The 24,235-nt window shown below is 40.0% G+C and carries 31 protein-coding genes and 1 pseudogene; 2 read left to right on the forward strand and 30 right to left on the reverse strand.

From position 1 onward, the window contains the following. Positions 1-224 precede the first annotated feature (224 nt). On the forward strand, positions 225-2,294 hold the full coding sequence (locus DRZ93_RS05655) for an IS1634 family transposase (RefSeq protein ID WP_113746055.1): 2,070 nt from the start codon (positions 225-227) through the stop codon (positions 2,292-2,294). Positions 2,295-2,596: 302 nt separating this feature from the next. On the opposite strand, the gene DRZ93_RS05660 is transcribed toward DRZ93_RS05655, so the two are convergent. From DRZ93_RS05660 to DRZ93_RS05740, 15 genes are all read right to left on the reverse strand, one after another. After that, complete coding sequence (locus DRZ93_RS05660; RefSeq protein ID WP_113745493.1) at positions 2,597-2,890, reverse strand: hypothetical protein; 294 nt, start codon at positions 2,888-2,890, stop codon at positions 2,597-2,599. 232 nt (positions 2,891-3,122) lie between these two features. Beyond that, positions 3,123-3,326, reverse strand: a complete 204-nt coding sequence (locus DRZ93_RS05665) for a hypothetical protein (RefSeq protein WP_113745492.1) — start codon at positions 3,324-3,326, stop codon at positions 3,123-3,125. A 477-nt stretch (positions 3,327-3,803) separates the two neighbouring features. Further along, a complete protein-coding gene (locus DRZ93_RS05675; RefSeq protein ID WP_113745490.1) occupies positions 3,804-4,433 on the reverse strand; it encodes a DUF4376 domain-containing protein in 630 nt (209 codons plus the stop codon). Between the two features lie 8 nt (positions 4,434-4,441). Continuing rightward, the gene (locus tag DRZ93_RS05680) at positions 4,442-5,284 is read right to left on the reverse strand and encodes a hypothetical protein (protein WP_113746056.1); all 843 of its coding nucleotides are present in this window, start codon (positions 5,282-5,284) and stop codon (positions 4,442-4,444) included. Further along, the gene (locus tag DRZ93_RS05685) at positions 5,281-5,991 is read right to left on the reverse strand and encodes a hypothetical protein (protein WP_113746057.1); all 711 of its coding nucleotides are present in this window, start codon (positions 5,989-5,991) and stop codon (positions 5,281-5,283) included. Before DRZ93_RS05685 ends, DRZ93_RS05680 begins: the two co-directional genes overlap by 4 nt. Positions 5,992-6,064: 73 nt before the next feature. Then, complete coding sequence (locus DRZ93_RS05690) at positions 6,065-6,892, reverse strand: phage tail protein I (RefSeq protein WP_172458067.1); 828 nt, start codon at positions 6,890-6,892, stop codon at positions 6,065-6,067. Continuing rightward, on the reverse strand, positions 6,889-8,019 hold the full coding sequence (locus DRZ93_RS05695) for a baseplate assembly protein (protein ID WP_113746059.1): 1,131 nt from the start codon (positions 8,017-8,019) through the stop codon (positions 6,889-6,891). The genes DRZ93_RS05690 and DRZ93_RS05695 overlap by 4 nt, the downstream gene beginning before the upstream one ends. Then, positions 8,009-8,338 (reverse strand): GPW/gp25 family protein, encoded by a 330-nt coding sequence (locus tag DRZ93_RS05700; RefSeq protein ID WP_113746060.1) that lies wholly within the window; start codon positions 8,336-8,338, stop codon positions 8,009-8,011. The genes DRZ93_RS05695 and DRZ93_RS05700 overlap by 11 nt, the downstream gene beginning before the upstream one ends. Next, positions 8,335-8,793: a phage tail protein gene (locus DRZ93_RS05705; RefSeq protein WP_113744231.1), complete on the reverse strand. Its 459-nt coding sequence runs from the start codon at positions 8,791-8,793 to the stop codon at positions 8,335-8,337. Before DRZ93_RS05705 ends, DRZ93_RS05700 begins: the two co-directional genes overlap by 4 nt. 581 nt (positions 8,794-9,374) lie before the next feature. Beyond that, complete coding sequence (locus tag DRZ93_RS05715; RefSeq protein WP_113746061.1) at positions 9,375-10,490, reverse strand: DUF6402 family protein; 1,116 nt, start codon at positions 10,488-10,490, stop codon at positions 9,375-9,377. Positions 10,491-10,498: 8 nt separating this feature from the next. After that, on the reverse strand, positions 10,499-11,227 hold the full coding sequence (locus tag DRZ93_RS05720; protein WP_113746062.1) for a hypothetical protein: 729 nt from the start codon (positions 11,225-11,227) through the stop codon (positions 10,499-10,501). Next, complete coding sequence (locus DRZ93_RS05725) at positions 11,208-11,651, reverse strand: Panacea domain-containing protein (protein ID WP_113746063.1); 444 nt, start codon at positions 11,649-11,651, stop codon at positions 11,208-11,210. The genes DRZ93_RS05720 and DRZ93_RS05725 overlap by 20 nt, the downstream gene beginning before the upstream one ends. 86 nt (positions 11,652-11,737) lie before the next feature. Further along, positions 11,738-12,313, reverse strand: a complete 576-nt coding sequence (locus DRZ93_RS05730; RefSeq protein WP_113746064.1) for a phage baseplate assembly protein V — start codon at positions 12,311-12,313, stop codon at positions 11,738-11,740. Next, positions 12,303-13,196, reverse strand: coding sequence for a phage late control D family protein (locus DRZ93_RS05735; protein ID WP_172458069.1), 894 nt, complete (start codon positions 13,194-13,196; stop codon positions 12,303-12,305). Before DRZ93_RS05735 ends, DRZ93_RS05730 begins: the two co-directional genes overlap by 11 nt. A gap of 230 nt (positions 13,197-13,426) precedes the next feature. Next, the gene (locus DRZ93_RS05740; protein WP_113745085.1) at positions 13,427-13,642 is read right to left on the reverse strand and encodes a tail protein X; all 216 of its coding nucleotides are present in this window, start codon (positions 13,640-13,642) and stop codon (positions 13,427-13,429) included. A gap of 71 nt (positions 13,643-13,713) precedes the next feature. Here DRZ93_RS05740 and DRZ93_RS05745 point away from each other — a divergent pair, with 71 nt between their 5' ends. Further along, the gene (locus tag DRZ93_RS05745; RefSeq protein ID WP_113744225.1) at positions 13,714-13,974 is read left to right on the forward strand and encodes a hypothetical protein; all 261 of its coding nucleotides are present in this window, start codon (positions 13,714-13,716) and stop codon (positions 13,972-13,974) included. A gap of 14 nt (positions 13,975-13,988) precedes the next feature. Here DRZ93_RS05745 and DRZ93_RS05750 read toward each other — a convergent pair whose 3' ends face one another. The 15 genes and pseudogenes from DRZ93_RS05750 to DRZ93_RS05820 all read right to left on the reverse strand — a co-directional run. Continuing rightward, on the reverse strand, positions 13,989-16,484 hold the full coding sequence (locus DRZ93_RS05750) for a phage tail tape measure protein (protein WP_113745483.1): 2,496 nt from the start codon (positions 16,482-16,484) through the stop codon (positions 13,989-13,991). Positions 16,485-16,656: 172 nt separating this feature from the next. Further along, positions 16,657-17,001, reverse strand: a complete 345-nt coding sequence (locus DRZ93_RS05755) for a phage tail assembly protein (RefSeq protein ID WP_113744223.1) — start codon at positions 16,999-17,001, stop codon at positions 16,657-16,659. Positions 17,002-17,006: 5 nt separating this feature from the next. Continuing rightward, a complete protein-coding gene (locus DRZ93_RS05760) occupies positions 17,007-17,531 on the reverse strand; it encodes a phage major tail tube protein (RefSeq protein ID WP_113745482.1) in 525 nt (174 codons plus the stop codon). A gap of 11 nt (positions 17,532-17,542) precedes the next feature. Next, positions 17,543-19,024 (reverse strand): phage tail sheath family protein, encoded by a 1,482-nt coding sequence (locus DRZ93_RS05765; protein ID WP_113745481.1) that lies wholly within the window; start codon positions 19,022-19,024, stop codon positions 17,543-17,545. A gap of 10 nt (positions 19,025-19,034) precedes the next feature. After that, the gene (locus tag DRZ93_RS05770; RefSeq protein WP_113744220.1) at positions 19,035-19,322 is read right to left on the reverse strand and encodes a hypothetical protein; all 288 of its coding nucleotides are present in this window, start codon (positions 19,320-19,322) and stop codon (positions 19,035-19,037) included. 19 nt (positions 19,323-19,341) lie between these two features. Further along, a complete protein-coding gene (locus tag DRZ93_RS05775; protein WP_113745480.1) occupies positions 19,342-19,860 on the reverse strand; it encodes a hypothetical protein in 519 nt (172 codons plus the stop codon). Further along, entirely contained in the window at positions 19,857-20,411 is a 555-nt protein-coding gene (locus DRZ93_RS05780) for a phage tail protein (RefSeq protein WP_113744218.1), read from the reverse strand. Before DRZ93_RS05780 ends, DRZ93_RS05775 begins: the two co-directional genes overlap by 4 nt. Before the next feature lie 34 nt (positions 20,412-20,445). Next, the gene (locus DRZ93_RS05785) at positions 20,446-20,769 is read right to left on the reverse strand and encodes a hypothetical protein (RefSeq protein ID WP_113744217.1); all 324 of its coding nucleotides are present in this window, start codon (positions 20,767-20,769) and stop codon (positions 20,446-20,448) included. 2 nt (positions 20,770-20,771) lie between these two features. Next, complete coding sequence (locus tag DRZ93_RS05790) at positions 20,772-21,035, reverse strand: hypothetical protein (RefSeq protein WP_113745479.1); 264 nt, start codon at positions 21,033-21,035, stop codon at positions 20,772-20,774. Then, on the reverse strand, positions 21,035-21,361 hold the full coding sequence (locus DRZ93_RS14085; protein WP_245933774.1) for a major capsid protein: 327 nt from the start codon (positions 21,359-21,361) through the stop codon (positions 21,035-21,037). Before DRZ93_RS14085 ends, DRZ93_RS05790 begins: the two co-directional genes overlap by 1 nt. Positions 21,362-21,526: 165 nt before the next feature. Continuing rightward, the gene (locus tag DRZ93_RS14090) at positions 21,527-22,090 is read right to left on the reverse strand and encodes a major capsid protein (protein WP_113746067.1); all 564 of its coding nucleotides are present in this window, start codon (positions 22,088-22,090) and stop codon (positions 21,527-21,529) included. Between the two features lie 26 nt (positions 22,091-22,116). Then, on the reverse strand, positions 22,117-22,488 hold the full coding sequence (locus DRZ93_RS05805; RefSeq protein WP_113744214.1) for a hypothetical protein: 372 nt from the start codon (positions 22,486-22,488) through the stop codon (positions 22,117-22,119). A 14-nt stretch (positions 22,489-22,502) separates the two neighbouring features. Next, positions 22,503-23,315, reverse strand: coding sequence for a Clp protease ClpP (locus DRZ93_RS05810; protein WP_245933783.1), 813 nt, complete (start codon positions 23,313-23,315; stop codon positions 22,503-22,505). Further along, positions 23,218-23,568: an ATP-dependent Clp protease proteolytic subunit gene (locus DRZ93_RS13740; protein ID WP_113746069.1), complete on the reverse strand. Its 351-nt coding sequence runs from the start codon at positions 23,566-23,568 to the stop codon at positions 23,218-23,220. Before DRZ93_RS13740 ends, DRZ93_RS05810 begins: the two co-directional genes overlap by 98 nt. Further along, positions 23,555-24,106 (reverse strand): annotated as a pseudogene (locus DRZ93_RS05820) (phage portal protein); the annotation flags it as partial. The gene DRZ93_RS13740 and the pseudogene DRZ93_RS05820, both read right to left, overlap by 14 nt. Positions 24,107-24,235: the final 129 nt, after the last annotated feature.

Here is a 24,235-nt window from a genome sequence, read left to right on the forward strand (position 1 = left end):
AATAATAGACCAAATTAACAGATTACGTATTAAATTTAAATAACGTACATTTGCCTGGATAAGACATGCCCTGAGATCGCAGGTTAAAAATACCTAGTTTTTTTTATTTTTCTTTATCCTACCAAAAATTCCTTGTTATCAATCAAATTTTTTTTGAATTATTTTTCTAAATGCCTTGACTTTTTTCTTGTTTTATGGTACGATTTACCCAATAGGAGGACATCATGGCCAGTAAAGATAAGAATCAAAATCACCCAGTTTTCAAGAACGTTGTTGCCAGCAAGAGAACCTATGCCTATGCTCTCTTGCAGGGGAAATCTGTATGGAATGCTGAAAAAGGCTATTCAACCCGTGTGGCACCAACTCAGATTGGATCTATCAAAAGCAAAGATGGTATTGGTGAGTGTGTTTTTAATATTAACTTTCTCTCTGAAAATCCTGAGTTTATTCCATGGAAGGTTATACGTGTGGGGCAGGGAAAGTTTGAGTACGAAAGACGCTCAGAAGCTGAAATCAAGGAAATAAAACAAAAACTAGCCGACTCTCAGGATATTTTGGATGATATTAAAGCAAATCCATCTAAACCTGGCATACGCACCAAGGCCTCTGTTGCTAGAAATTCTGGCTCTGCTACCCCCAAGACCTGCGGCACTGCTCGTAAGTTTGGCGATTATTATCTGCTCAAATCCTTTATGGATAAGATGCCATCATTTAATATCCTTAAAAAGATTATGCCTGATGACAAATACATCCTGCTGGTATACATGATAATGACCTGTCTGTCCAAGGGTATTAAATCTATATCTTATGAGATTGAGGCTTTTGTCAGAGAGCACGCTCTTGATTTAGATATAAACTCTTATAAAGATCATATACAGAGACTGTATAAATACATAGATGAAAACGGCGTTATAAATGAGTTTGCCAAATTTAAAACTCAGTATCATAAAAAGAAAAATGGCAATAAGCACATGCAGTTTCTGGCTCTTGATGGTACTAACGTAGACAATGCCGGCAACTGCCTGACTAAGGCACAGTACGGCAAATCTAAAAGCGGTACAGACAACAAGGTTATTAATTTTATAACACTGGTTGACCAGAGCACACATGAGCTGTTTTCCACTGTTACATATGCAGGCAATATTACAGATGTGCTGACTGTGGAGTCAGTATGCAGGCAGCTTGTGGACAGAGGCGCCGGCGACAATATATCTTTAGTCTGTGACAGGGGATTCTGGTCTATCAACAATATCTCGGCCATGCTTGAGCATAATATATCCTTTGTGTGCAACTGTAATATAGCCAAGAGCAAACTTATCAAAGAGCAGGTAGATGCCATATCACGCGATCTGCTAAGAGACAGGGGTCTGGTTTTTAGCAGTAGCGCAGATATTACAGACACTGCGCCTAAACTGCTTGCAGGAAAGACTATACAGCTCCCATGGTCTTATACACAGAAGATTCTAAGTAAAATGGCAAGAGAAAATAATGAGTCTTACAAGCCTGTAAGGCAAAAGGAGAAAACTCTGTATGTACACTTTATTTTCTCCCGCGAGATATATGAAGAGAGCATGAATAAATATCGTGTTTTAGTAAAAGAGCTCAATGATGCCTATGATATAGCCAGCAACTGGCAGGAGGTTATTGCAGGTAAAGAGCCATCTGAGCTTACTGCTGCTCATACCAATCTTTTAAAAGACAAGCTCGTTGATTTATTTCAATATAGTGATGAGGTTGCAGACACTGACTCCTCTTTTGACAAAAAGGAGCAGCCTCAACAACACTATTACCCAAGATACTATGTCATATCAAGGCTATGCAGACAAATAGCCACCAGAGTTCTGGTTTCTGACTGTGTGGATAATGTTATTGAGGCAAATGAAATATATGCGCAGAGAAATAATGTAGAGGTGGGCTATAGTATCATTAAAGGCGAGCTTGGAGGCTCTACACTCAATGCCTCCACCGATAAGACAGTAAATGCCAAAGTATTCATACTGTCTCTTGCATCAGAGGTTCAAAGACAAATGATCGAGGCTAATAAAGCCTTTAATAAAGAGCAGATTAAAAACAATCTGCCTCCTGTAAAGCTTTGTCATAACTCATTTAGAGGCACACTGCGCTCTCTGGAGGCTATAGAGGCCACTATTGATAAAGAAAATGGATCTATAATATTCTCTGGCGGAATATTAAAAAGGCAGTCTGAGTTAATACGCTCATTTGGCATTGAGCCATTAGATACGCTGACACGTGCAGCATATGCCAAAGAAGAGGGTTTTAGCTTTAAACGATAGTTAAAAAAAGAAGATCTGGTCGCGTCCGGCGACCGGCTTCTGGTCATGAAATTAAGATTGATTCTCGGTATGTTTGGTGTGCGATCTTAGGGACACTAAATAAATAACTGAAAGAAGTGTCTGTGTGTTTTAAAAAAAAATAATAAGAAAGTTATTGAATTAAGGGTGGCGGATAGAGAGGGATTAGAAATCCACATAAATTACCCTTATTTTTCAATAGGTTGGAAAAACATGATCACCATAGACGCACTTTTTACATTGATTTAATTTAGATTTTACATCAATTTTACAGTGATCACGACCTAATTTTTCCCTTTAAAATCAGTTGGCAGATGTGCTTTATTAACCTCACTTTCCCATGCCTGCTGGCAGTGATTTTTGCCAAAAGGACTAAACAGCAGGTCAATAAAGATCCTTAATGCTTTGCCATACCAATACCCTTTTTGATTTAAACGCCACGCATTAGCGCTGATTGTCATGTCTGCATAGCACTTATAATCATGCTTAAAGACGCTGATTAGCAAGCCTATAAAACACATCAGCACTTGGTCTATAGAGATTAATAACTGCTTTAAATTTCTAAAAAAGTTTTTCATAAAATACCATAATATAATTAAATATTAACCAAATAAAAGAAAATTCCGTAAGGTATGAGAGCTAAACCTATTAACCCCAGCATGATGCAAAGTCTTAAAATATTTGTCCAAAAAAATCCATTAAAAAGCATAATAATATCCCTAAATTGTTTGATATCCAAAATAAATCTCATGTAAATTACTCTTATAATTATAATTTAAGATAGGTGAAATTGATGAAGTATTTTGATAGTTAGAAAAGAAAATTTAATAGAGTTGCAACAGCAATTATGCCCATAAAGAATAATCCTATAATTTTGTATGCTTGGTCTCTACCGTCTTTATGCCCTTGTTTGTATTGTTCTAACAGAGCAATTTTTAAATCCTTAGCATCGGCTTTATTGTTTATAAGCTCTTGTATTTGTCTATCTAATTGTGAAATTGGCTCATCATTCATTTATTAAACCCTCGTACAAAATATATAACATCTTTGATTAGCCTAAAGATAAAATACAGCCCAACTCCATAGCTACAAACAGCAATACCAAATAATAAGAATTGCCCTATAAAATTCATGTTATCCATAAACAGTACCACGTAAAACAACTCATTGACATCAAGAAAAATATTCATCTATAATATAATATCCTTTAAAGAGAATGTTAATAGAAAAGGCACTGAATTAAGGTGCCTTTTGTTTTATTTAATTGCTAGGCCTATACAAATAATCAAGAATGTAACTCCATTAATTAAGCCAAGAACTGATAAAGCATATAGGTATTTAAACCACTTAAATTGATTAAAAAACATATTGCTATCCTTTAAATTTGCTGAAAACTTTAGCATTAAATGCTATACTCCTTTTGTACTTGAAGATGTTTATATAATAAAAAAGGCACCTCTTGTGGGTGCCCTTTCTTTATGTGCCTAGTAACTAAGCCGTATAGTCTTTCATCTCACATTCAATCTTGATTTGATTTAACTCATCAACCGATTGAGCATTATTAATCTTATCTTGTAACGCCCACTTCTGCTGATAGATGTTAAGGCCATTCCCTATGTGTTCTGATAACAGCGTCTTAAGATTTTCAAGTGTTACTTTTTGAACGTGGTTATCATAGTCACGATAATCAACTGTCGTTTGACCTTGAGATGCGAGGGCAAAGGTTGATATTAAATCCTCTAGGTTAGAGCGAGTGCGTCTATCGCCGTTACATTTAAAACCAAGGCTTGATTTAAAGTACATATTTTTATTTAAGTTGTCCTCAAACTTAGCTGACCTAGTCTCAAGCTCAAGTAATTTGTTCTGCTTAAGCTCATCTAATGTAAGCAAGCAGTCGCCAATAGGCCACCCATAAAACTTAAGCACGCTGTCTTTTAATTCCTGCACGGTATAGCCATTGTTAATTGATAAGGGTTCATTGCCTGCATCAATAAAGGCCTTGTATTCTGCATCTGAATTGTCAACAAACTTAAGCCTGTCCTTGTCATACACCTTGCCGTTATCTAACTTGTAGTAAGGGGTGTATGCATTTTCAGTTTCAAAGTCTGTAATGTCTGTCATGTTATCTCCTATGATATTGATGATGATTGATCTACAGTAGTAAGGCCACCTAGATTTTGTGGTTTTCCTTTGCCGTTAAAGCCTATATGGGAGTTGTAAGAAGCATAATAAGCTTGAGCGTCAGGCCTAGGTGGAGCGATAAAGGACTGGGGAATAAATATTACTATTGAATTATAATAGCAGTTAATACCCACTATATTTGTTAATGAGTTGCCAATCGTTAAGCTGTTAGCCATCAGTAAAATTGAACAATCTACTTGCGCTCTAAACAACTCGGCACCTTTTCCTGTTGTAGTTCCATTGATTGTTATGTTTGCAGTTTCTATTATTTGTATATGTGAGTTTCTGTTAGGATAAAAAACTCTATGCACACAGTTATCTTTTAAAGTAACAGTAAATGTATCAGTAAAATATACCATGGAACTGTCAGCACAATATAGCAAATTATCATCGTATGTCTGCTTAAAGTTAATGCCTTTAAAAGTCACAAAGCTTTGGTAAATCTTTATATGATTAAGTACTACATTGTGCCCATTGGAATTAATTTCAAGAAACCCACCCATATTAATCGCTCTTATTTTGATAACATCTTCTGTCTCTATGTAGTCGGTTAAAAAATTAATTCTAATAAAATAATTTGTGCATACATAATTTAATATATATCTTAAGCACTTACTTAAAGTTTTAAATGGCTTATCTTGTGAGCCGTCAGCTGTACTATCATCACCTTGATTAGATATATATAAGGCTAAATCGCTTTCCTGTCTAAGATATGATTTATTTAATAACCTAGTAGCCAAGTCTTTAGAAATTTGCTCGGCTACTAAGCCATTGATTTTAATATTACTCATAAAAATACCTCGCCGTTAAATGGTTCTACATATAATGTGTTAGGTTGTTTCTCGCTTGGAGCTGATGCTACAAATTCAACCTTGCCCTTTTTAAGCTCGTCTTGTAATGCAGTTATTGCTCCTCCATACCCACCTGGTGGCATGGTTGCTGTATCAAGACCTAAATCATCTTTTAAATGCCTGCTTAATGTGGCCGGTGTTACTATGGTGTTGCCACTGTTGCCAAGCTTGACCTCATCAGAGGTTGCAATCTCTGCCACGCCTGCTGTTTCTGTTGTTGCAGGTGGATTTAAAAAATTGGCATCTCCAAAGGTCACAGAGGTAGGTTTAAACCCTTGAACAAGGAAATCAATTGCAAGCTCTGCTATAGATGCGCCTACTTTTTGAATGATTGGCTCTGCCTGCGAATACACTCCAAAGAGTGTGCCATTATCGGTATATATGCCAAAGGCTCTGACAGAATAGACAGCTGCGCTTTCATCTCTTGCAAGAATATGTATAATGCCGTCTCCAACATTAGCGCCAGATAGAGTGGTAACGCTTGCCACCTCATTGGTCAGTTGAGAAGTGTTAACATCTACCGTCTGATCGGTATCTGAAAATTTCACAGTCTGTAAGAGTACAGGCGCTGTACCATTTTTCTCGGCATTTATGATCTCATTAAGACCTGCCGTGGTTAGTGTGATATTAATTGGCTGTACTGCCATGATCTACTCCTATTTTTAGACAAAAGAATCCCATGCCTTGATGTAAATCAAAGCCATAACTTGTATAAAGCTATTAAATTCGGTTGAAGGAAAGAGGTCTTATACCGTCACTTAAGGTTAAGGACACACCAAGTTTTGCGCTCTCTTTGGCCTTTGGTGTAAGTCTTGTATATGTTAGGGCTCTTGCGCTTGCACTTATGGTCACTGTTTTATCTGTAGCACAGCCATAAGGCACACCCACATATTGTGAGATACGGGCAAAAGTTAAAGGTCTTGATGCAGCAGCTGCGTATATATTAGATGCCACATCTGCATTTTCTGTAATGGTCTGTGATATGCGTCCATAAACCAAAGGCCTTGATGAGCCACCTACAAAGATATCATCCTGAAATTTTTGAATAACAGAAATTGTATATTGCGATCTTACCGGCTTGGTGGCATTGATGCTTCTTTTTATATCATATATAAGCTCTTCATCTGCAATGCCCTCAATTTCATTCTGATCAATGCTGATATTAAAAGTATGGGGCGCTGTTGGTGGCTCTCTTGCAAACCATTCTGTAATGTAGCCTGCGCTGCCTAAACCCTTGATAGCATTTTTAACGGCACTTACTGTGCCCATGCGTGTCTTTTCACTAATTAGCGCCTTAAGAGATGATCTTTTTATGTGTAGTGGCCATGAGTCACGCCAGACCTCAGCGTCCCACTGCATTGCCAAATGGTCCAAAACATCTGAGGGCAGATAGTCAATCTTATATAAGAGCATGCCATCATCTGTGTGAGCGCTTATCTCTTTTAGCTGGCTGTCCAAAGCCTCTGCGCTGTCTACTACCTTCTTATCCTTTGTAATAGATGAAGGCAGAATGGAGCGCATCAGTGAAGGTGTATTTATTTTTTTCATTGATCTTCTATGCCTCCGTATGTGAGATTGACAGCAGATGCAAGGCATTGAGCCACTTCTGACTGCAGCACAACTTTATATTCAGGCTCTGTAATCACAATGCGCTTTGCTCCTGCTTTTCTGACATATTCAATCAAGACATCAGGATTAATATCAGCACCTATCTTACTTTGTTGCCATAGTCTGTAATCTTCTACTGCTTTGGTGACCTGCTCTTTTACTTGATTGATACGGTTTATATCGTCTTTGGATAGGTACCAGGTGGCTGTAATTTGATAATTAACAGCTGTAGGAGCACTGACCATAAGCTTATCTGTAAGAGGTCTTATTGTGTCTGCATTTAAATACGCTGTAAGCGCTTCTAAAAATTCTGTCTGCGGCAGCTCTCCATTGGTCAAAAGTGGATGAATGTAGACATTGCCGGGGTGATCTTCAAGTCCGTATATTTTTGCATCTATGATAGCCGTGCTATAGCTTAATGTGTGGTACTCATATGCCTTGGCTGGCCCTGCCACTGAAAACGATGCCGGGGCTAGCTTGATGCGCATTGCATAGCGCTCATCATCTTCCCTATCACCTGCGCCAGATGTGGCTGTGATGTTCTCAACTTTGGTAATTGAAGGCAGAGGATCTACAAGCTGATTTATCTTGCCCACAGGTATGTTATTGCCAATCTCGCCAAGCTCAAGGGCAGTGGCTGAAATCTCGGCCGTGGTCTCAGGTGGCATTATTTCATATATGCTGTCAGTGGCAAATGTAAATACACCATTGGTAACTCTTGTCCCCTTTGGAATTGTATAAACACCGTCCTGCGCTTGGTTGAGCGTGAATTTAAGTGTAGTCTGCGCACCTGTGGCTTCTATTCTTGTCGTATTAACAAAAGCGCCCAGGTGGTCAAGGCGCTCACCTGATGCGTATGACAGTAAATTCTGCTTGGCGCCAAGGTCAAAGGCGTTACGCTGCTTAATGATAATGGCAGCTAAGGACAAAAGAAAAAGCCTTACAGGGTCAGAAGGTGCAAGCACTCTGTCTGTGATTCGCTCATACTCTGCAATTATCTCATCTGTGACCCTTTGTGAGTCCACTTCTAAAAAGTTTATATCAGGTAAATTAAATCTAGCGCTCATTCTCTGCCTCTATCTCTATAGTTACAATTGGCAGCAGTCTGCCGTCCATGACATCATCTGCCCCTTGTTTGAAATCTATGCTTTTAACTCTAGCCCTTGGCTCATATGTCTTAACAGCGTCAATGATTGAAACTCTGCACTGCATCTGCGCCATCGGTGAGGCATCATCAATAAAGGAGCCATCAATTCCAAAATCTCTATCAAGTGGCACTGTGCCCTTTATCGTGCTTATAATGGTCTGCACGTTCTGTACAATCTCGGCTACTTCCGATGAGGGATTTAAATCAATGTCTGTCAGAGTTGATACAAGCAGCTTCATGAAATCACCTCTTTGACCTTGTTAACGATTTCATTTAAAAGATTAAATCCACCAACCTCGCGCAAGTGCAAAGTTACTTCTGCAAAGGTGCAGATGCCAATACCTGTAAAATGCTTTCTGTTTTCGTCATAACTTTCTAGAACAAACTCGCCCATATAATCAGGGCCAAGGATAAGTTTCTGCGCCTGCCCACTCTCTAAGATGTTCTTTAAAACGTCAAAGTAAAGCATAGGCACTGCATTGTGATCCTGCGATAGTGTAATAGTAAAGGACACAGTAGATAAGGATTTGCCTACATATTCATTTATAGGCATAGCTCCAATTACATCATGCTGTGCATACCTGGCAGAGCGATTGACCTGCACATCTTTAAAGGTTAGCACCTGTAGACTTGAGCATGTAAATAAGACAGCCTTAAGGCCGTTGCCAAAGTAGCCTAATACGCCTAAGCTCATATTAAACCTCACAAAATAAAAACCCTCTAAGAGTTGTCTCGTAGAGGGGATTATTAATCTTAAAAGATTGTATAATTTTCTTGATAGTAGGCAAGTATTTACAATTGCCTTTCTATTATCATTTATTAACGTGATTAGAGTGTTTATTATGAATCCTTATTAATAGAATAACTGAATATATAAATAAAATGATTGACCAATAAGGACTATAAAACAGCACAAAAAAGTGTAAACCAATCCACGCTGAAAAATGCATAATAAAAGGGATTATCAAGTGTTTTATGGTTCCTGTTATAATGTATGGCATATAGATAGATATGTATGCTAGTTCTAATAAAAGTAAGAGAATAAAAAAATAACAACCGTTACCGATTCTGTCCACATCAATATCCTTAAGCAACAGAAATGGGATGACAAATTTTACAGCGGCTTCAACCGCATGATCTAAGGATAATGTCCCATAAGAATATAGAAACTTAAATGTATCGCATAGAAAAATTAAAAGAAAAGAAAGACTTACTGCTTTTATAAATCTGTAAAAATATTTTCCAATTATTTTAAAAATCACTTTTTCTACTCTTTTATGAAAGCTCTATAACTATTGGCTCAATTTCTTTACAGTAGTGTATTTTTGAAAGCACCCAAAAATCTTGACCAATGTTATATCTGTCTCTAAATTCTCTAAAATCACTATTGAAGAGAACTTTATAGCTTGTATTTAATGGAAGCGGTGAAAAATCTAATTCTGCTTTACTCCAGCTTAACAAAGTATCATAACCTTCAAATTGAAATCTATCATCTACATATGTAAAGGTTTTGTTTATTGTTATACGCCTAAGACCTGTCTGTTTATCAACTTCAACAGAGCCTTCAGATAATACGCGAATTGTATGATTTGCTAAACATGCTCCCATTCCATCAATTGAGGTATCTTTCTCAACTTCAATAAAATCGTAATAGTAGTCCTCCCTTTTATAGTAGTCTTTTGAGACCATGTTATAGTAACCGCCAGAATCCCATACTCCTATCTTTTTTAGGGTTTCTTTAAAAGCTAATAGTTTTTTATCTGTAGCAAATAAATTCTCTAATAACTTTTTATAAGCGATTTTAAATTCCTCATATAACATAAACCATTCCCAATCCATAGACAGAATGAAAATTGGAGCTTTTTTATTTTTAATATCTGAAACATTAAATGTATATTTATTATTGGCCAACCATTTAGCAAGCATCTTAGAAAGCTCAAGCCAGCCTTTTTGATCTTTTTCTAATAATGTATCCTTTAAGGCCTCATGTCTTGCTATTTGTGGGGTGTAAAATATAACCTCATCTACCTCAGACAAATTGTTTACATTGTCTATGTAGTTATTGGTACTCTTTACAAAATTGACTATATCATCAGGGCCTAAAGAATCTACCGTCACTGTAGGACTTCCTGATGCTACAGAGCCACCAATTGAGACAGCATCACCTACACGGCCTACAGGCTTGCCATTTACAAATACTGTAGAGCTACCTGATGCGATTACATCAGAATGAGGATCGTGCACGTCACAGCCATGAGGTGCATAGGTACTGCCCACAACGCCTACAGGCTTGCCATCTATCAGTACATTGCTTTCACCCCCTACAAGCGATGAAGGAGGGCAGTCATCATGCCCTGTGCAAGTGTCTCCTTGTCTTGTAATTGCTGGCATAAACACCTCTACAATGATGAATTATAAAAAAAGCAAACTCCAGACATTAAAACAATATCAGCTATAGCTAATATTAGAATTATGTATGTATGCAATTTTATACTTGCTATTTTTGACAAAAAAGAAAGCAGAGCTATTACTGTATTAAATATTATAAAACCAACCAAACAACAGAAAAAAGAGATTTTATGTATGTCAGTATTTGCTATGTTTGAGAAAACAGATGTTACTAAATTAAAACCAACAAATACTGTGATTACAATAGACGCAAATATACCCAATATAGTTATATATTGTGTTGACAATTTGTTAATATCTTTTTTTGATTTTTTTAGTTTTAAATTAAACTCATTAATTAAATTGTTAGTTTCTGCTATTTCCTGATCAATATTTGAAAGCTTATACGTTACATAATTTAATCTTACCGACTCAAGATGAATATGATCATGTAATTTAGAGACGCTATTTTTTAAACTGGTCTCAGTACTATATTTATCATATATTATATCTTTAATTGCCTTAAGTCCTTCAGCAATAAAGCTAACATACTCGGCCAAATTATTGTTGTCTTGGTTTCTTAGTAAAAAAAGGCTTATATCGGAATATGAATGGCGAAAGTTATTTGAATATATATGTCTTAATTGAGCCGCATACTCTTCAGGATCTTTTTTATTTGATGTTGTTTTTGATAAATCATCAAGCAAAGTCTTTAGTAATTCATATTTGTTCTGTTCCATTTTGGGCCTCTTGTTTAATATACTCTTCAGGTATTTTATTTTTTAATCCTGGGATATATGTTTTTGCCCATGCCCCATCTTTTGAGTGGCTGTAATGAACAAGCGCCCATGGTCCTTTGTTTAAGCATTTGTTTATTGTATCTTGAATATACATCGGCACAAGTAGACCTGATATTTTTGGCTCACCTTTAATTGGCTCACTTCCATATAAGCAATATTCAACGTACACCTCTCTACATACGGGGCCAAACATCCATGCCTCAAAGCCATGATCGGTGATAATTCTATCCCCAGAATTTTTGTATGAGCTTATCTGACAAAAGTATAAGATTTTTTGTAACATCAAATTGCTAACATGTTTTTGATGCTCAATGGCGTAGTTAATAATATAATTTGATAGTTCCAAGGCTTTCATAAGTTTCATCTCTATTCATAAATCCTTTCGTCAGAATATATCACAATGATGACACTATAAATCAAATTTTTATTAAAGCCTTGGTTTTACAGATTTTAATTTACTGTCACACTTGGCGCACTAAGGACAATCGTAGAGGTACCACCAACTACCACGCTATCACCAGTGATGTTTACAGTATTTGATGCCTGTATGTTGATGTCCGTTGATTTTAAATTTATTGTCTTTGGTGTTGTGACATCAACTGTCTGCCTATCTGCATGGATCTTTGTGCCCTCTATAACAATATCAAGCTCATGTGTTTTTCTATTGTAAGTCACAGTTGTATCATCATTAAATTTAACCATCCTTATATCAGGGTCGGTGGCGGGTGGCTTTACATCACCTGCATAGAAGGAGCCAAGAATAAAACCATCTTCTATGCCATCAGGGCGAAACAGACAGACCGCATCTTCACCAATATCAGGCATGTGGTAATTATGGTTTTTCAAAGTATTAGGGCACAGAATTGGTAAATCGTATGATGTGCAATTGTCGTCTTCAGGAAAAACCACCCTGGCGGTATGTCTGAATGGGTCAATAGATGTAATCTCGCCCACCCTTATCACCATAGATAAGAGGTGCTTTAATTCTTCATAGCCATCATTCCTTAATAGAGCACTAATACTCATTGTTTACTCTCCTAACCTCTATATCTGTCACATAGCCTGAATTGCTCACACTGTGGGTTGCTTTCTCAATGATGAAGTTGCCGTCAAAGGAGCCAAAGCCACTAAGAGCAACCACAGCCCCAGCGTATAAAAGAGGATTGCCCACCAAGGTCAGTGAGCCTGTAGTCTGTCTCTGATTGAGCTCTCTTAGCTTAGCCTTGGCCAGCCTTTGCGCTTCTGCCAAAGATGTGCAGCGCTTTTTTAAAACATATACCTGCCCTGATGGTTCAACTGTCTCATCGGTGTAGGTGTAGTCAATATATTCAGCTTTAAGCGCTGTATTGCCTTTCTTGACCTCTTGAGGCTTGTGCTCCCATGAAAGATCCACTTTACCGTTCTGGCTTTGAGCTTCCTGCGCAGTTCTAAAAGCCACTGTAGCTGTAGATGTATCTTTGCCTTTTTTCTTGAAGTCTCTCCACTTAATACGACATGCTCTGTATCTCTCTGCCTGCTGTGCATTGAATGACCATCTAAGAACAGGAGACATTCCCAGGGCATAAGTCGCTATAGGATCTTTTTTCTCATAGCTTTTTTGATCAAACATAATGAGCTGTTCTGAATTGACCTTAAGGCTTAGGCCTGCCTCTTTGCAAATACGCTCAAGAAACTTAAGATCAGTTTCATCTTTTTGATCAATTCTGTCGTATGTGGGATTCTCTTGGCTGTCAAAAAACAGCTTGAGCTTGTTATCTGTCGCTATTGTATTGGCAATAGTCTTCAAGTCTAGGTTTTCAAAGTTTCTTGTCTTGGCAGTCTTGCGCACAGTGTTCTCCAAGGGCACAGAGATAGCCTGCATGTCAAATGTGCGTGGAGCTCCCTGGGCTGATAGACTGTTTATAATCATCAGCCCTGTCTCTAAGCTATATCCTTGGTTAGTGCTTAACATGCATCGTACCTTGGCTCCTCTGTCAGGAGACCAAGATCCTGCCCATTTGCCTTGCTCATCTTTTAATGTGATGCTTACACTGTCACATTCATCTGAGCAATTATCTTCATAAGAGAAAGATAAGAGGTCAGCGTTTATCTCTTGTGTGATGTCTGTGCTTTCATATATCACACTTACAAGCGTTTTTATTACTTTACTCTTTTCCATGGTGGCAACTGCTCGCTGTTAGTTGAGGGGCTAGGATTAACATCAGGAATATTGAGCTCAATTCCACTAGAGAAAATTAAAATATCTCTGTGCTTAAAATTAAGCTCAATCAATTGGTGCATTTGAAACTCACTACCAAGCTGCGCCTTGGCTATGATGTCCCATGTGTCGCCTTGTTTTGTGACATAGCTTCTCATTTATAAACACCCTTTTTGATTTTTTATTCTATAATTTATCCATAGAGCCTTGCACTTAAGAAGAGGTTAAAATGAAAACTCTAATTACCTTTTATAATTTAATTAAAGCGCTTTGTCTTGCAGTTGTTGCTGTTGTTGAGATTGGTTTTCAATTAATAGTAGGGGCTCTAGTTATTGGGTTCATAGTTGGTATATTTGTAGTTATTTTATCCCCTTTTATAGAGCCTTCTACTTCTATAATTACAATCTCTGCTGTACTTGTTTTATTGTTTACTGCAGCGTGCTTTAAGGCATATTTATTTCTCAAAGACGATACTCAGTTAAAGCAATAAATGGCACAGTATATTTAATAAGCTATCTGCCCACTGCCACGCATCAACTTCTCAAGCTCTTTCTTAAGATTAATTGAGCCCACATTTAACGCTTCATTTACCTGTCCCTTGACGTTCTGATCGCCTTGTATGTTGATAGTTGGCGCAAAGGTCACGGTTATAGGAGCGTTGTTAGTGGTGTTGGTTGTGGTGCTAGAAGTGCCAAGCATGGAGCCTAGCTTTGACAGTGGCATCACAGCTTCACTCTCTGCACCTTCTCCTATCATTGCAAGGGTCGGCTTTGAGACAATACCACCGTTTGCAAGTGCAGGGATTGAAGTTGCAGAGGTGACACTTGGCTGTGATGCTGTGGCATTCACATTGACATTGGCATCATCACCAAAGCCAAAGAAGCTTTTTACAGAATTAACAGCATTGCCAAAGGCGCCCTTGACCTGCTCCACCTTGTCAGTCACATAGTTGATAGGTCCCTCGGCTATACCTTTGAGCGCATCAAACATGGCTTTAAAGATGTTCTTAACATTAGCCCATGCTTCACCCCATTTGCCTGTAAACACATTGACAATAAAGCCAAGCATGTTGGACAGCACAGTTTTAACATAGTTAATGTACTGACCAATAGCCGTGGCCACGGTCTTAACCACCGATGCCATAGCTGGGAATTTCTGCTCAAAAGTTGCCCACAGCTCTACAGCCTTAGCTTGAATTGTGTCCCAGTGTTTATATAACAGATAACCAACGCCAATAAGGGCAGTAATAGCAGTTATCACGAGGCCTATAGGGTTGGCCAGCATGGCCATATTGACCAACAGCATAGCTTTTTTAAGCATCACAAAGATGTTAATTAAACTGATGATAGGCTTTAACATCAGGCCAAAGGCTAACTGCGCCGCGCCTATTGCTGCTATAAGAGCCAAGAAAATAGCCACGCCTGTGCCAATAGTTTTGACTAGTTCTTTATTATTTTCTATCCACGCTATATAAGGTTGTGACATTTCTATAGCTGCACCCAAAAGCTCATTAATAGCTGGTAAAAAAACTGAACCTATCGTAGCCGATATAATTGTGACAAGATTATTCAGAATACCTAGCTGATTTGATGTTGTTGCTGCTCTGGCCTCGTACTCCTTTTGCATAGATCCTAAATAGTTGAGCTCATTAGCTGCCAATTCAAAGGGCTTACTTAATATATGCCCCTGTTCTGCCATTGTCATTACAGCTTTCTTAAGCCCAGCCTCGTTACCAAATATCTGACCTACAACACTGTTCTTTTCATCTGCTGATAACTTATTAATGCGTTTAAAGACTTCTTCAATGGCGTATTGTGCCTCTGCTCCGCCTGTAGTTAAAGCCTTGGCCATCTTCTGTGGGCTAAGCCCTAACTTCTCAAAACCCTTTAACTGTGTATTAGTGGCGTTAGAGCCTGCCATAAGGGCATTGATAAAGCTTGACTGTGCTGTAGCAGCTACCTCTGCACTTCCTGATGCCGATAAAAAAGCACCAGATAGGGCAACAATCTGCGATGTGGTGAGCTTAGTAGATGCTGCAACCATACCACCTGAACGCTCTAGCACTTCAAGAGTTTCTTTACCTCCAGCTGTGGTATTGTTGGCTATTGCATTAACAAGATCAAAGGCCTTGATTGTATCTTCCATGTTGCCAGCGATCTGATTTTTAATAGCTGCAAAACTTGAGCCCACTTGATCACCTGTCATTGTAAGTGCGATCATGGCTTTAGCTGCTGTCTGCGTATATGTCTCAATCTGTTTGGCGTCATTGGCATCTAAGATGTTTGACTGCATAGCATTGGCCTGTAAAGCCACCATCTCTTCTGTAGAAACAGCCATTTTGGTGGCCATTTCCTTGTTCTTTTTCATGACTTCATCAGAGATGTCAGTGTACTTTCTAAGCTCGGCAGTCTGATCTTCTATATCCATTGCAGCTTTTATCGGCATGCCAAATGCAGCTGCTGTCATGGCTGTAGCTTTGGCTATGTTACCTAATCCTTTGGCCTGCATTGACTCTGCCTTCTCGGCCAGGGCCTGCGCCTTCTGTGTCTGCGCTTCTATGTTGGCCTTGGCTTGCAGTCTCTTATTAAGGGCATCGGATTTAGCCTCTAAGTCTTTAAGACTTTTACCTGTGGCATTGGCCTCGGCTTTGAGCTGAGACAGTTTATTCTTGCCATCTGTGTAGGCCTTCTCTGCCCTATTCATGGCGTTAACAGCGTTTAAAAGCTCGGCTCTTAGCTCCTTGTGACCACTCTTGGCACTCTGTAACTGCTTTTCAAGTGCTTTGACCTTGGCCTTGGCTTCATCGTAGGCATAGTAAGCCTTCTTTGTTGCCTGCGCCTGCGCCAAGATCTTATCAAGGGCCAGCTTATGTGAAGCAATAGAATTAAACGAATGATTTAACTTATCCACATGCTTAATTGCATTGCTTGCGCTCTTAATAAATGAGCCCTCAAGCTTGCCTTTAAGCTGCATTGCAATTTCATAAACCTTTGAGCTCATTTCTTTTTCAATTCCTTAGTGTATAAAATAAAATTCTCTGTGCATTCAAATACGTCAAGTATAGGCATATGGCACATATCAGAGTACGGAGTCTTTATCTGAATAGATAAGAACAGTAAATTCTTAAAATACTCTTTTAGATATTTCTCAATACTCTGATCGCTTAGATTGCCTATACCGAATCGGTGAAAAAATTTTGTAAGGTCCCACTTAGGGCTATATAGTCCTTAAAGGGCAGTCCATTGAAAAATTCAAGTGGCAGATGGGACAGTTCACACATTGCAAAGTCAATAAACTCATTGTTAATAATTGCAGTCACTAACATGCGATCCATGACAAGGCTTTGCGCATCAGTCTGTTTCCTTAATGCTATGTACTTGCGATAGAGCTGCTTAAACTGCCCACCCGTAAAGTTATCATCAATATTAAAGGTCACAGAGGTGTATTCCTGGCCCTCAAAGGTGTAAGGGCGTGAAAGAGAGGCAGTGAGCCCCTCTTTAGTAGTAGATATGGACATTCTTTTTAAAATCCTAAATTAGCTCGTACATTTTCAAGAAGATCATTCTCACCAATGACACACTTAAAGTTAAGCTTGTCAATCTCAAGCACCTGCTTGCCATCAACTTCAATCTTGATATAAGGAGTCTCTAACTCAATTGAAGTGTCAGTCTTGGCACCTGGCTCAAAGCTTCCAAGGCTCATAGTCTTTGGCAAAGTCTTGAGTACAATTTTAATGCCTTGAGTCTTATGAGTACTGACCTCAGCCATATCAAGTGCCTGCTGTGCAGATCGCAGTGTCAGGGTGTTGCCCTTGGTTGAAAGCAAAACAATGGCATCAGCTTGAATAGCATTGAAATTAAGAGTTGTTGACATGGCGCCAAAATGACCTGTCACAGGTGTTTCAATCTCACCTGCAAGACCTGCACCGGTTAAAGTCTCAGTCATATATGCAAGCTCGGGCAGTTCTGCTGTTGCAACGCCTAAAAGCTCGCCCTGCTCTGAATATACGTTGTAATTAATTGTCTTATCTGGATATTTGTTTGCCATATATCACCTCCTTAATTAAATAAGGTCTCGTAGTAAGTTGGATCAATCTCTAAGTCAAAGCTCAGCTCTCGTGCTGGTGATGGAGGGGTTATAAATATCTTGAAGTGATATTTGCCGTCCATTAGCTCTGTAACAGGGTTGTCTTCCTTTCTAAACTCAATACGACCACCTAGCAGCTGCTGTCTTGCAGTAAAAGCATTGAGCCATACATTTAAAGAGTCAACAATGGTATCTATAAGGCGTCTATTCCCAGGCTCATCTACCTTCTGCCACATTGTGGTTACTACTGTGTTTGCAATAAAGAAGAACATGCGCTTTACAGGGATAAAGGCATCCTTTGGGTCGGTATTGGCTGGATAACATGAAGTGCGATTGCCCCATATCTTCCATCCACCACTAAAATTCAGAGCTGCGACAATGCCCTCACCATTTAAGTAGTTAGCCTCTTCATTGCCAAGCACCACTTCAGAGCCATCTTCAAGACAAAGACCTGTGCCCTCAAAATTCTTATTTGAAGGAGACACATAAGGCACGCCGTCACGCTCGCCATCTGTTCTTGCAAGCACGCCAATGAGGTGGGTTGATGATGCGTATCTTGTGCCTGTCATTTCAATCTGTGGCCATGTAACAGCTACATTAGGATCTACTATGTTGTTCTTGTTCTTCCAATTTGGCACATCACTGTATTTCTTGGTGGTCTTGGTATCAGCATCAACTATGGCCATAGCATTAAAGACGGTGTTTATGTTAAGAGCCTTTGCGCCCATAATTGCCGCCACTTCAGGATCTGCTGAATAATGTGGAGAGGCCACAAGGGTCGGTATAATTCTTAAACGTGGATATACTTCACTGATAAGCTCAAGACCGGTCTTCTTGCCCTCAGGTGTCACACCTCCGATGATCTCTTTTTTGGTGACTGCTGAAGGATCTAACTTCTCAACGGTAATAGTCAGCTCCTGCTTTGCAAGCTTGAAGTTGCCGTCACTCCCTTCAGGAAGGGCAGAGATAACAAGATAGCCGTCATCATCAAAGGCTGTAACATAATCAGTGCCCTCTGCATAAAAGCCTGTATCAGGTTTTGAAATTTTGAGAGTTGAGACAACGCAGCCAAACTCCTGAATTACTGCCTGCCCCTTGGCGTCAATTGTAATAGCTGTGGTATCAGCTGTCTTCTTGTGCTTGGCAGGATCTAAAACATTGACCAATACAATTGGCGTATTGCCGTAGAAGTTGAAGGTAGAGTAAATAAACTCAGATAAGTTGTATTTAAAGCTCTTCTTGCCGTTGCCGTCATCTGTGGCATTTTCAACACCAAAGTACTGCACAGCCTCTTTGTATGAGTATACAAGCTTTGGCTCATTGACACTTGGCTCTTGTGCCATGTTAATTGGTGCAATGCCTACAACAAAAGGCACAGCAGATAATACTTCTGTGGTTGGTATAAGTGAGGTCGGTGTTTCAGATGTATAGACACCGTGCTTATATGCTGCCATTTTTTAGCTCCTAGTTAAAAGATGAATTTATCTGATATAAAGCTGAGGTTTTATCATGTAGATCAGCAACTGCATGGCGCATAATGCTGACATGAACAAATAAAGCTTTATATATTGGTGATTTTTCTAGCTCTGCCCTGATATGTTCAGGAATAGCTATATATTCTGTGTATACCGTGTACGTTTTAAGCCCCAGGCGTGGAACATTTTTACCAATGTACACAATTGAATTATCCTGATGCTCTGCACTTTCAGGACGTGCGACAGCCTCAGGGCCTTTGCTCTGATTTTTTGTCATGTTTACCTCTGACTAGATTTTAAATTGTTGAGAAATTTTGAGGGCATGGGGCATACCAACTCCATGAGGTTATTATTGATGCATTATGAAAAGGGTGCTTGTTTTCTTCAAAGGTTGACCATGTAAATGGCAGTGAAAGCTCAAACTTATTATCAAGCATGTAGTTTTCAAGCTGAGACAGGCCGTTAATAATACGCCTTAACATATTCATCAGTGCCCTGTTATCTTCCTGCGAATAAACACCAATATCAAACTGCGCTCTACAGGTGCAGTACTCTCTATCAACACTTCCATCTAATAAAAAGATAGAGACATAAGGAAACACAGAGCTCTCCTGCTTGGCAGAGGGCACAAAGCCATTGTATATATTGACCTTAACCGCCTGCTCTTTGTCCTGCATCTCTGCCTTTAAAGGCCTTACAGTTCTAAGACTGCCAAGGTATGGCTCCCTGTCTGTGCCAGGTCTGTCCTGATTGATGTCGTTTAGCGTTTTTTCAAGAAAAGTCTGCAAACTCTCTATTAAATAAAACTCTGTCATTTGTCATACCCTTTTAATGAAACATCAATCTCATGCATGATGCGTTTATTGAATGTATCAGTCATGCCTCGCTCAATGCGCTCAATACTTTCCTTACTGCCTATCATCTGAGGGACAGATGGGCCATACATGGATTGAATTGGCAGTCTCTTTTTACCTTCTCTTTTATAAATACGCCCCTGCCACACAAAACCACGATCCACACTAAAGCGCTTGCCTTTGGTGAATGAAACAAACACCTGTCTGCGCTTGTTGCCTGTAGTATCGCCATGAGGTCTGTGCATAAAGTGTGAGGCATTTAACTGCGTGCCCCTTGATTTGATTTCGCCTGTAAGGGTGTTTTTATCTGACTTAACGACAGATAAGGTCTGTCTTATATCTGTAGCTTTTAAAGTGTAGCGCTCTTTTACTACCCTCACTATCTGAGTGCGGGCGCCCTGCATGGTGCGATTGATAGCACGGCTTATTGCACTCTCGGCCCCTCTGGGGATTTGAGATAACAACAGCTTTGCATTCTCAATAGCTTTGTCGTCAATTTTTACTGAAAACATAGAAGGCGCCCTCAAAGCGCTATAGCTTTACAAACTAACGTGACTGATTTTCTACAGCAATAATGGCATCACAGCCCTGCTCAATCCTTAAGCCTTTGCAGGTGTAGCTGTATCCATCAAGCTCAAAATCCTCATCAACAAGTGGCAGGCGTGACAGCGACCCTTGCGGTATAAAGATCGTTATAGCATTAACAAATACAGCCTGCATTGACTCGGTTTTAATGGCTACCTCATCAAGGGCATTGGAATCAATGATCGCATTGACCTCTTGCCCGTTAATGCTGTGAATGTCTGCAAACTCGGACAGATTGATAAAGGTGTCAATGTCTAAGGCTAACTGCTGCTTAAAATCAATCATGTTTATTTTCTCTTTATTGTTTTACCTTTGCCCTCACCACCAAGATCAGGCATCTGCATAACATCATCAATATCAGCATCAGCCTCTAAAGAAGGATCTGCCTTTTCCTGTGTCTCCTCGGTCTTTGGTGGAAGTGGTTCGGCATTGCCTATTTTCTCAAGATACCCATCTTTGATAAGGGCAGGTACAGTTTCAAACTCGTACTCTGCTCCTTGCTCATAATAGGCACTCTCAAAAATAAAGTTTTTAAGTGCTCTGTATTTCATTAGGATAATACCTTCATAACATGGAACGCATAAGGCTCATTAACAATCATCAGAGGATGTGAAATCATCTGCACCACTCGGCCTGCCGGTGTATCACGCTGTACCCATGAATTGGCAACTCGTGAACCCTCAACAAAGCGAATGTTATTATTCTCATCAATGATATCTACAATGCCGTAGGCTCGTGTGGTCATAGCGCCATCAGATGCTAAGAAGGCAATATTGTCAGGCACAAGTGGTGTGTTTGTTCCTGCATCGTCCACAAAGGTCTCGGTGTAGGCGTAGATATCAAGATGAGGATATAACAGAGTACCGATGTACTGCACTCCATTGGCCTGTACTTTGGCAGGCTCAATGTGTCCTAGATTTATACGGCGTGGGTCAAGTGAGCCGTCCTTGACTAAAAATTCATCAGGACTTTTAGAACCTTGCGACCTACGATCAGCTTGTTGGCAGTACGACCAGATAACTCGCCCACCTTGTCACACATGCTACAAGATCATCAAATGGTGTGGCATTAGCTGGTCCCACTTGGTTGCAATGTCGGTTTCAGGCTTCTTGGCATTGTCCCACATGGTGAGCACATCGTTCACGCCCTCGCCCTTCATCTCAATCTTACCTGTAAACAGTGCCTGCGCTGCCATCCATTCCTCACGGCGTGTAATCTGCTTATCAAGCTGTTTAAGATTGTCAGCTACAATGGCATTCATACGCTGTGCAGGATTGAACTGACTGTAAATAGTCTCACCTGGGGCACGGGTAAAAGCCTCATCAGCTGTAGTAATCATCATAGGGGCAATTCGTGCAGGCTGATATGATTTGGTTGAATAGCCATCTCTGTATGAGAAGGTGCCACCGGTATAACGATGTAACAAACGGTGCAAGCTTGCGCTTATCAGGCCAATAATATCAATATCAACCTCTTTGGTCATAAAGGTCTTTGTTGTTGGGAAAAATGTATCTCGCAAAAAGGTGTGCTCTCTTGGCATCTGCTGCACGACACCTAAGAGAGTTCTAAAATCATAAAGTGAAACATTTCCTGTCTGAGTTGACATAGTTTATACCTCGTCTGTTTAAATCTTTACTTGGTTGGTTTGTTGAAAATGATGCCTACATTACGGGCTGACAGATAAAAGTCTGCAACCTTGCCACTATCGCCAGGTGTGCCCATGGATAAAGCCTCTTCATTGAAGGCGCCTGACAGATAAATGCGGGCATATACCTTGGAGCTTGTAGCATCCACATCTTCAGCCAGAATGCCATAGACCACATCAGCCTTAAGCTTGCATGCCTTCACGGTCTTGGTTGCTGCGTCATAGGTTACAAGACAGCCACGCTTGAGCTTGTTCTCACCCTGTGCCACCTCATTGTGGGTGTACTTGACCCAGTCTCTAGGTCCTGCAAGCAGTTTGTCGTACTCAACGTTGCCTAAATCTCTTGATAGTTCTGCCATTTTGAAAACTCCTTTTACATGTTCTCTAAAATTGATTTAATCATTGCATTGCGCTGTGTTTCTGCTGAGGTCATTACATCATCCTGAACTCCTGCCACTTCCTGAAGGGCAGATGCATCAGACTGCAAGGCGCTTGCCTGCTCATCAAGCTGCTGCTTTTGAGCCTTTAAGATATTGAAGGCGCATGATTTGGCATCCTCAAAGGTCTCGTACTTGGCCTTGTTGATAAGTGACTCATGCTGTTTAGATGACATAGCATCAAGCTCTTTAATGCGCTCACGTTCTGCGCTCTGTCCTTTGGCAAAGGCTTCATCTGCAATAGCTCTGCAAAAGTCAGGATATGCTTTAATCATCTGAGCTACATCTGTGAAAGTGACGGCGCTCTTAGTTTCTGTAACAGTGAGGTTCTTGTCCTCGGTCTTTACTTCTTCATTCATGGTGATTTCGTCCTCTTGGTGACATTGAAAAAATTCTTGTAATTTACAATAGGTAGCACAGCTAAAATCAAGACCACCTATTGAAAGCTTATTATTGTCAATGCTTGCGTTTACTGACTTGGTACCGTCCACCTTATCAGCAAAGCCAAGCTCCACAGCTTCATCAGCTGTAAGCCATGTCTCTTCACTCATCATTTTTATAAGCTGTGGTACAGGAAGATTGGTTTTTTCTGCATACAGCTGAGCAATGCTTTGTGTAAGCTTATCTAATCTATCTGCCGTCTTCTTTAAATCATCCTTTGCCCCCTGCATTGTGATCCATGGTTCGTGGATCATAAACATTGAGCCCTTTTGCATAGTGACATGGGCATTCTTGGCAGAGGTGATCAAAGTGGCAGCACTTGCAGCTAAACCCGTGACGCTTATCCTCGGCTGTATCTCCAATGATTCTAAAAAGGTTTTTAATTGCAAGCCCCTCATTTGTGGATCCGCCTGGGCTGTTAATCACAACATTGAGGGCACGTGCTGTATCGTATTGAGATAATTCAAAGACAGTATTAGAATCCCCTTCTTTAAAAAAATGGGCGCCCTCTATGGCGCCACTGATATAAAGCGTATTGCTTTTCTTGTTAAATGAAATCATTCTTCATCCTCATTTTTATTACAGGTGGTAACTCTCCCTGCTGTGGCGTGATTGCTTTTAGTGCTTCACTCTCAGCTGTGAGCTGATTGGCAATAACTTCAAAGGACAGACCTGTAAGCTCTGCTGCTTCTTTCTCTCGTGTTGAAAGTCCATTGTTGATTCTTACAACTGCTGCATTTGCTTCTTTAAGTGGATCTAATTGGCCTTGTGCATCGCCAGACCATTCGGCACGTGACCATGCCTTCTTATATGATAAATCGCTAAAAAAGTTAGGAGCACTGATGCGTCCTAGTGATACAGCCTCTGCAAGCCATTCTTCATATACAGCCTGACAGAAAGAATCGCACAGCCATTGACGGCGCATTCTGAATGCCTTCCAAGCCTCTAAAAGAGATGCACGGCTGGCGCTGTAGGATGCTGTAAAGTTCTTAACTAAAAGCTCATAAGGCAGCTCAAGTGCTGCACCTATCTGACGGCAGACAGCCTGCACAAACCCACCAAACTCGGGGTTAGGCCTACCCGGTGATCCAAAGGTGACGTTCTCCCCTCTTGCAGGTACACCATAGAGCCATTTCCCATGCTTATCTCATTGCGCTCTTTGTCTCTGTCTCCCAAATCGTTAAAAGGAGATTGCAGACCGTCTGCGCTTTGAGTTGTTACAAAGCCT

Source organism: Anaerobiospirillum thomasii, from assembly GCF_900445255.1.
Classification (GTDB): Bacteria; Pseudomonadota; Gammaproteobacteria; order Enterobacterales; family Succinivibrionaceae; genus Anaerobiospirillum_A; species Anaerobiospirillum_A thomasii.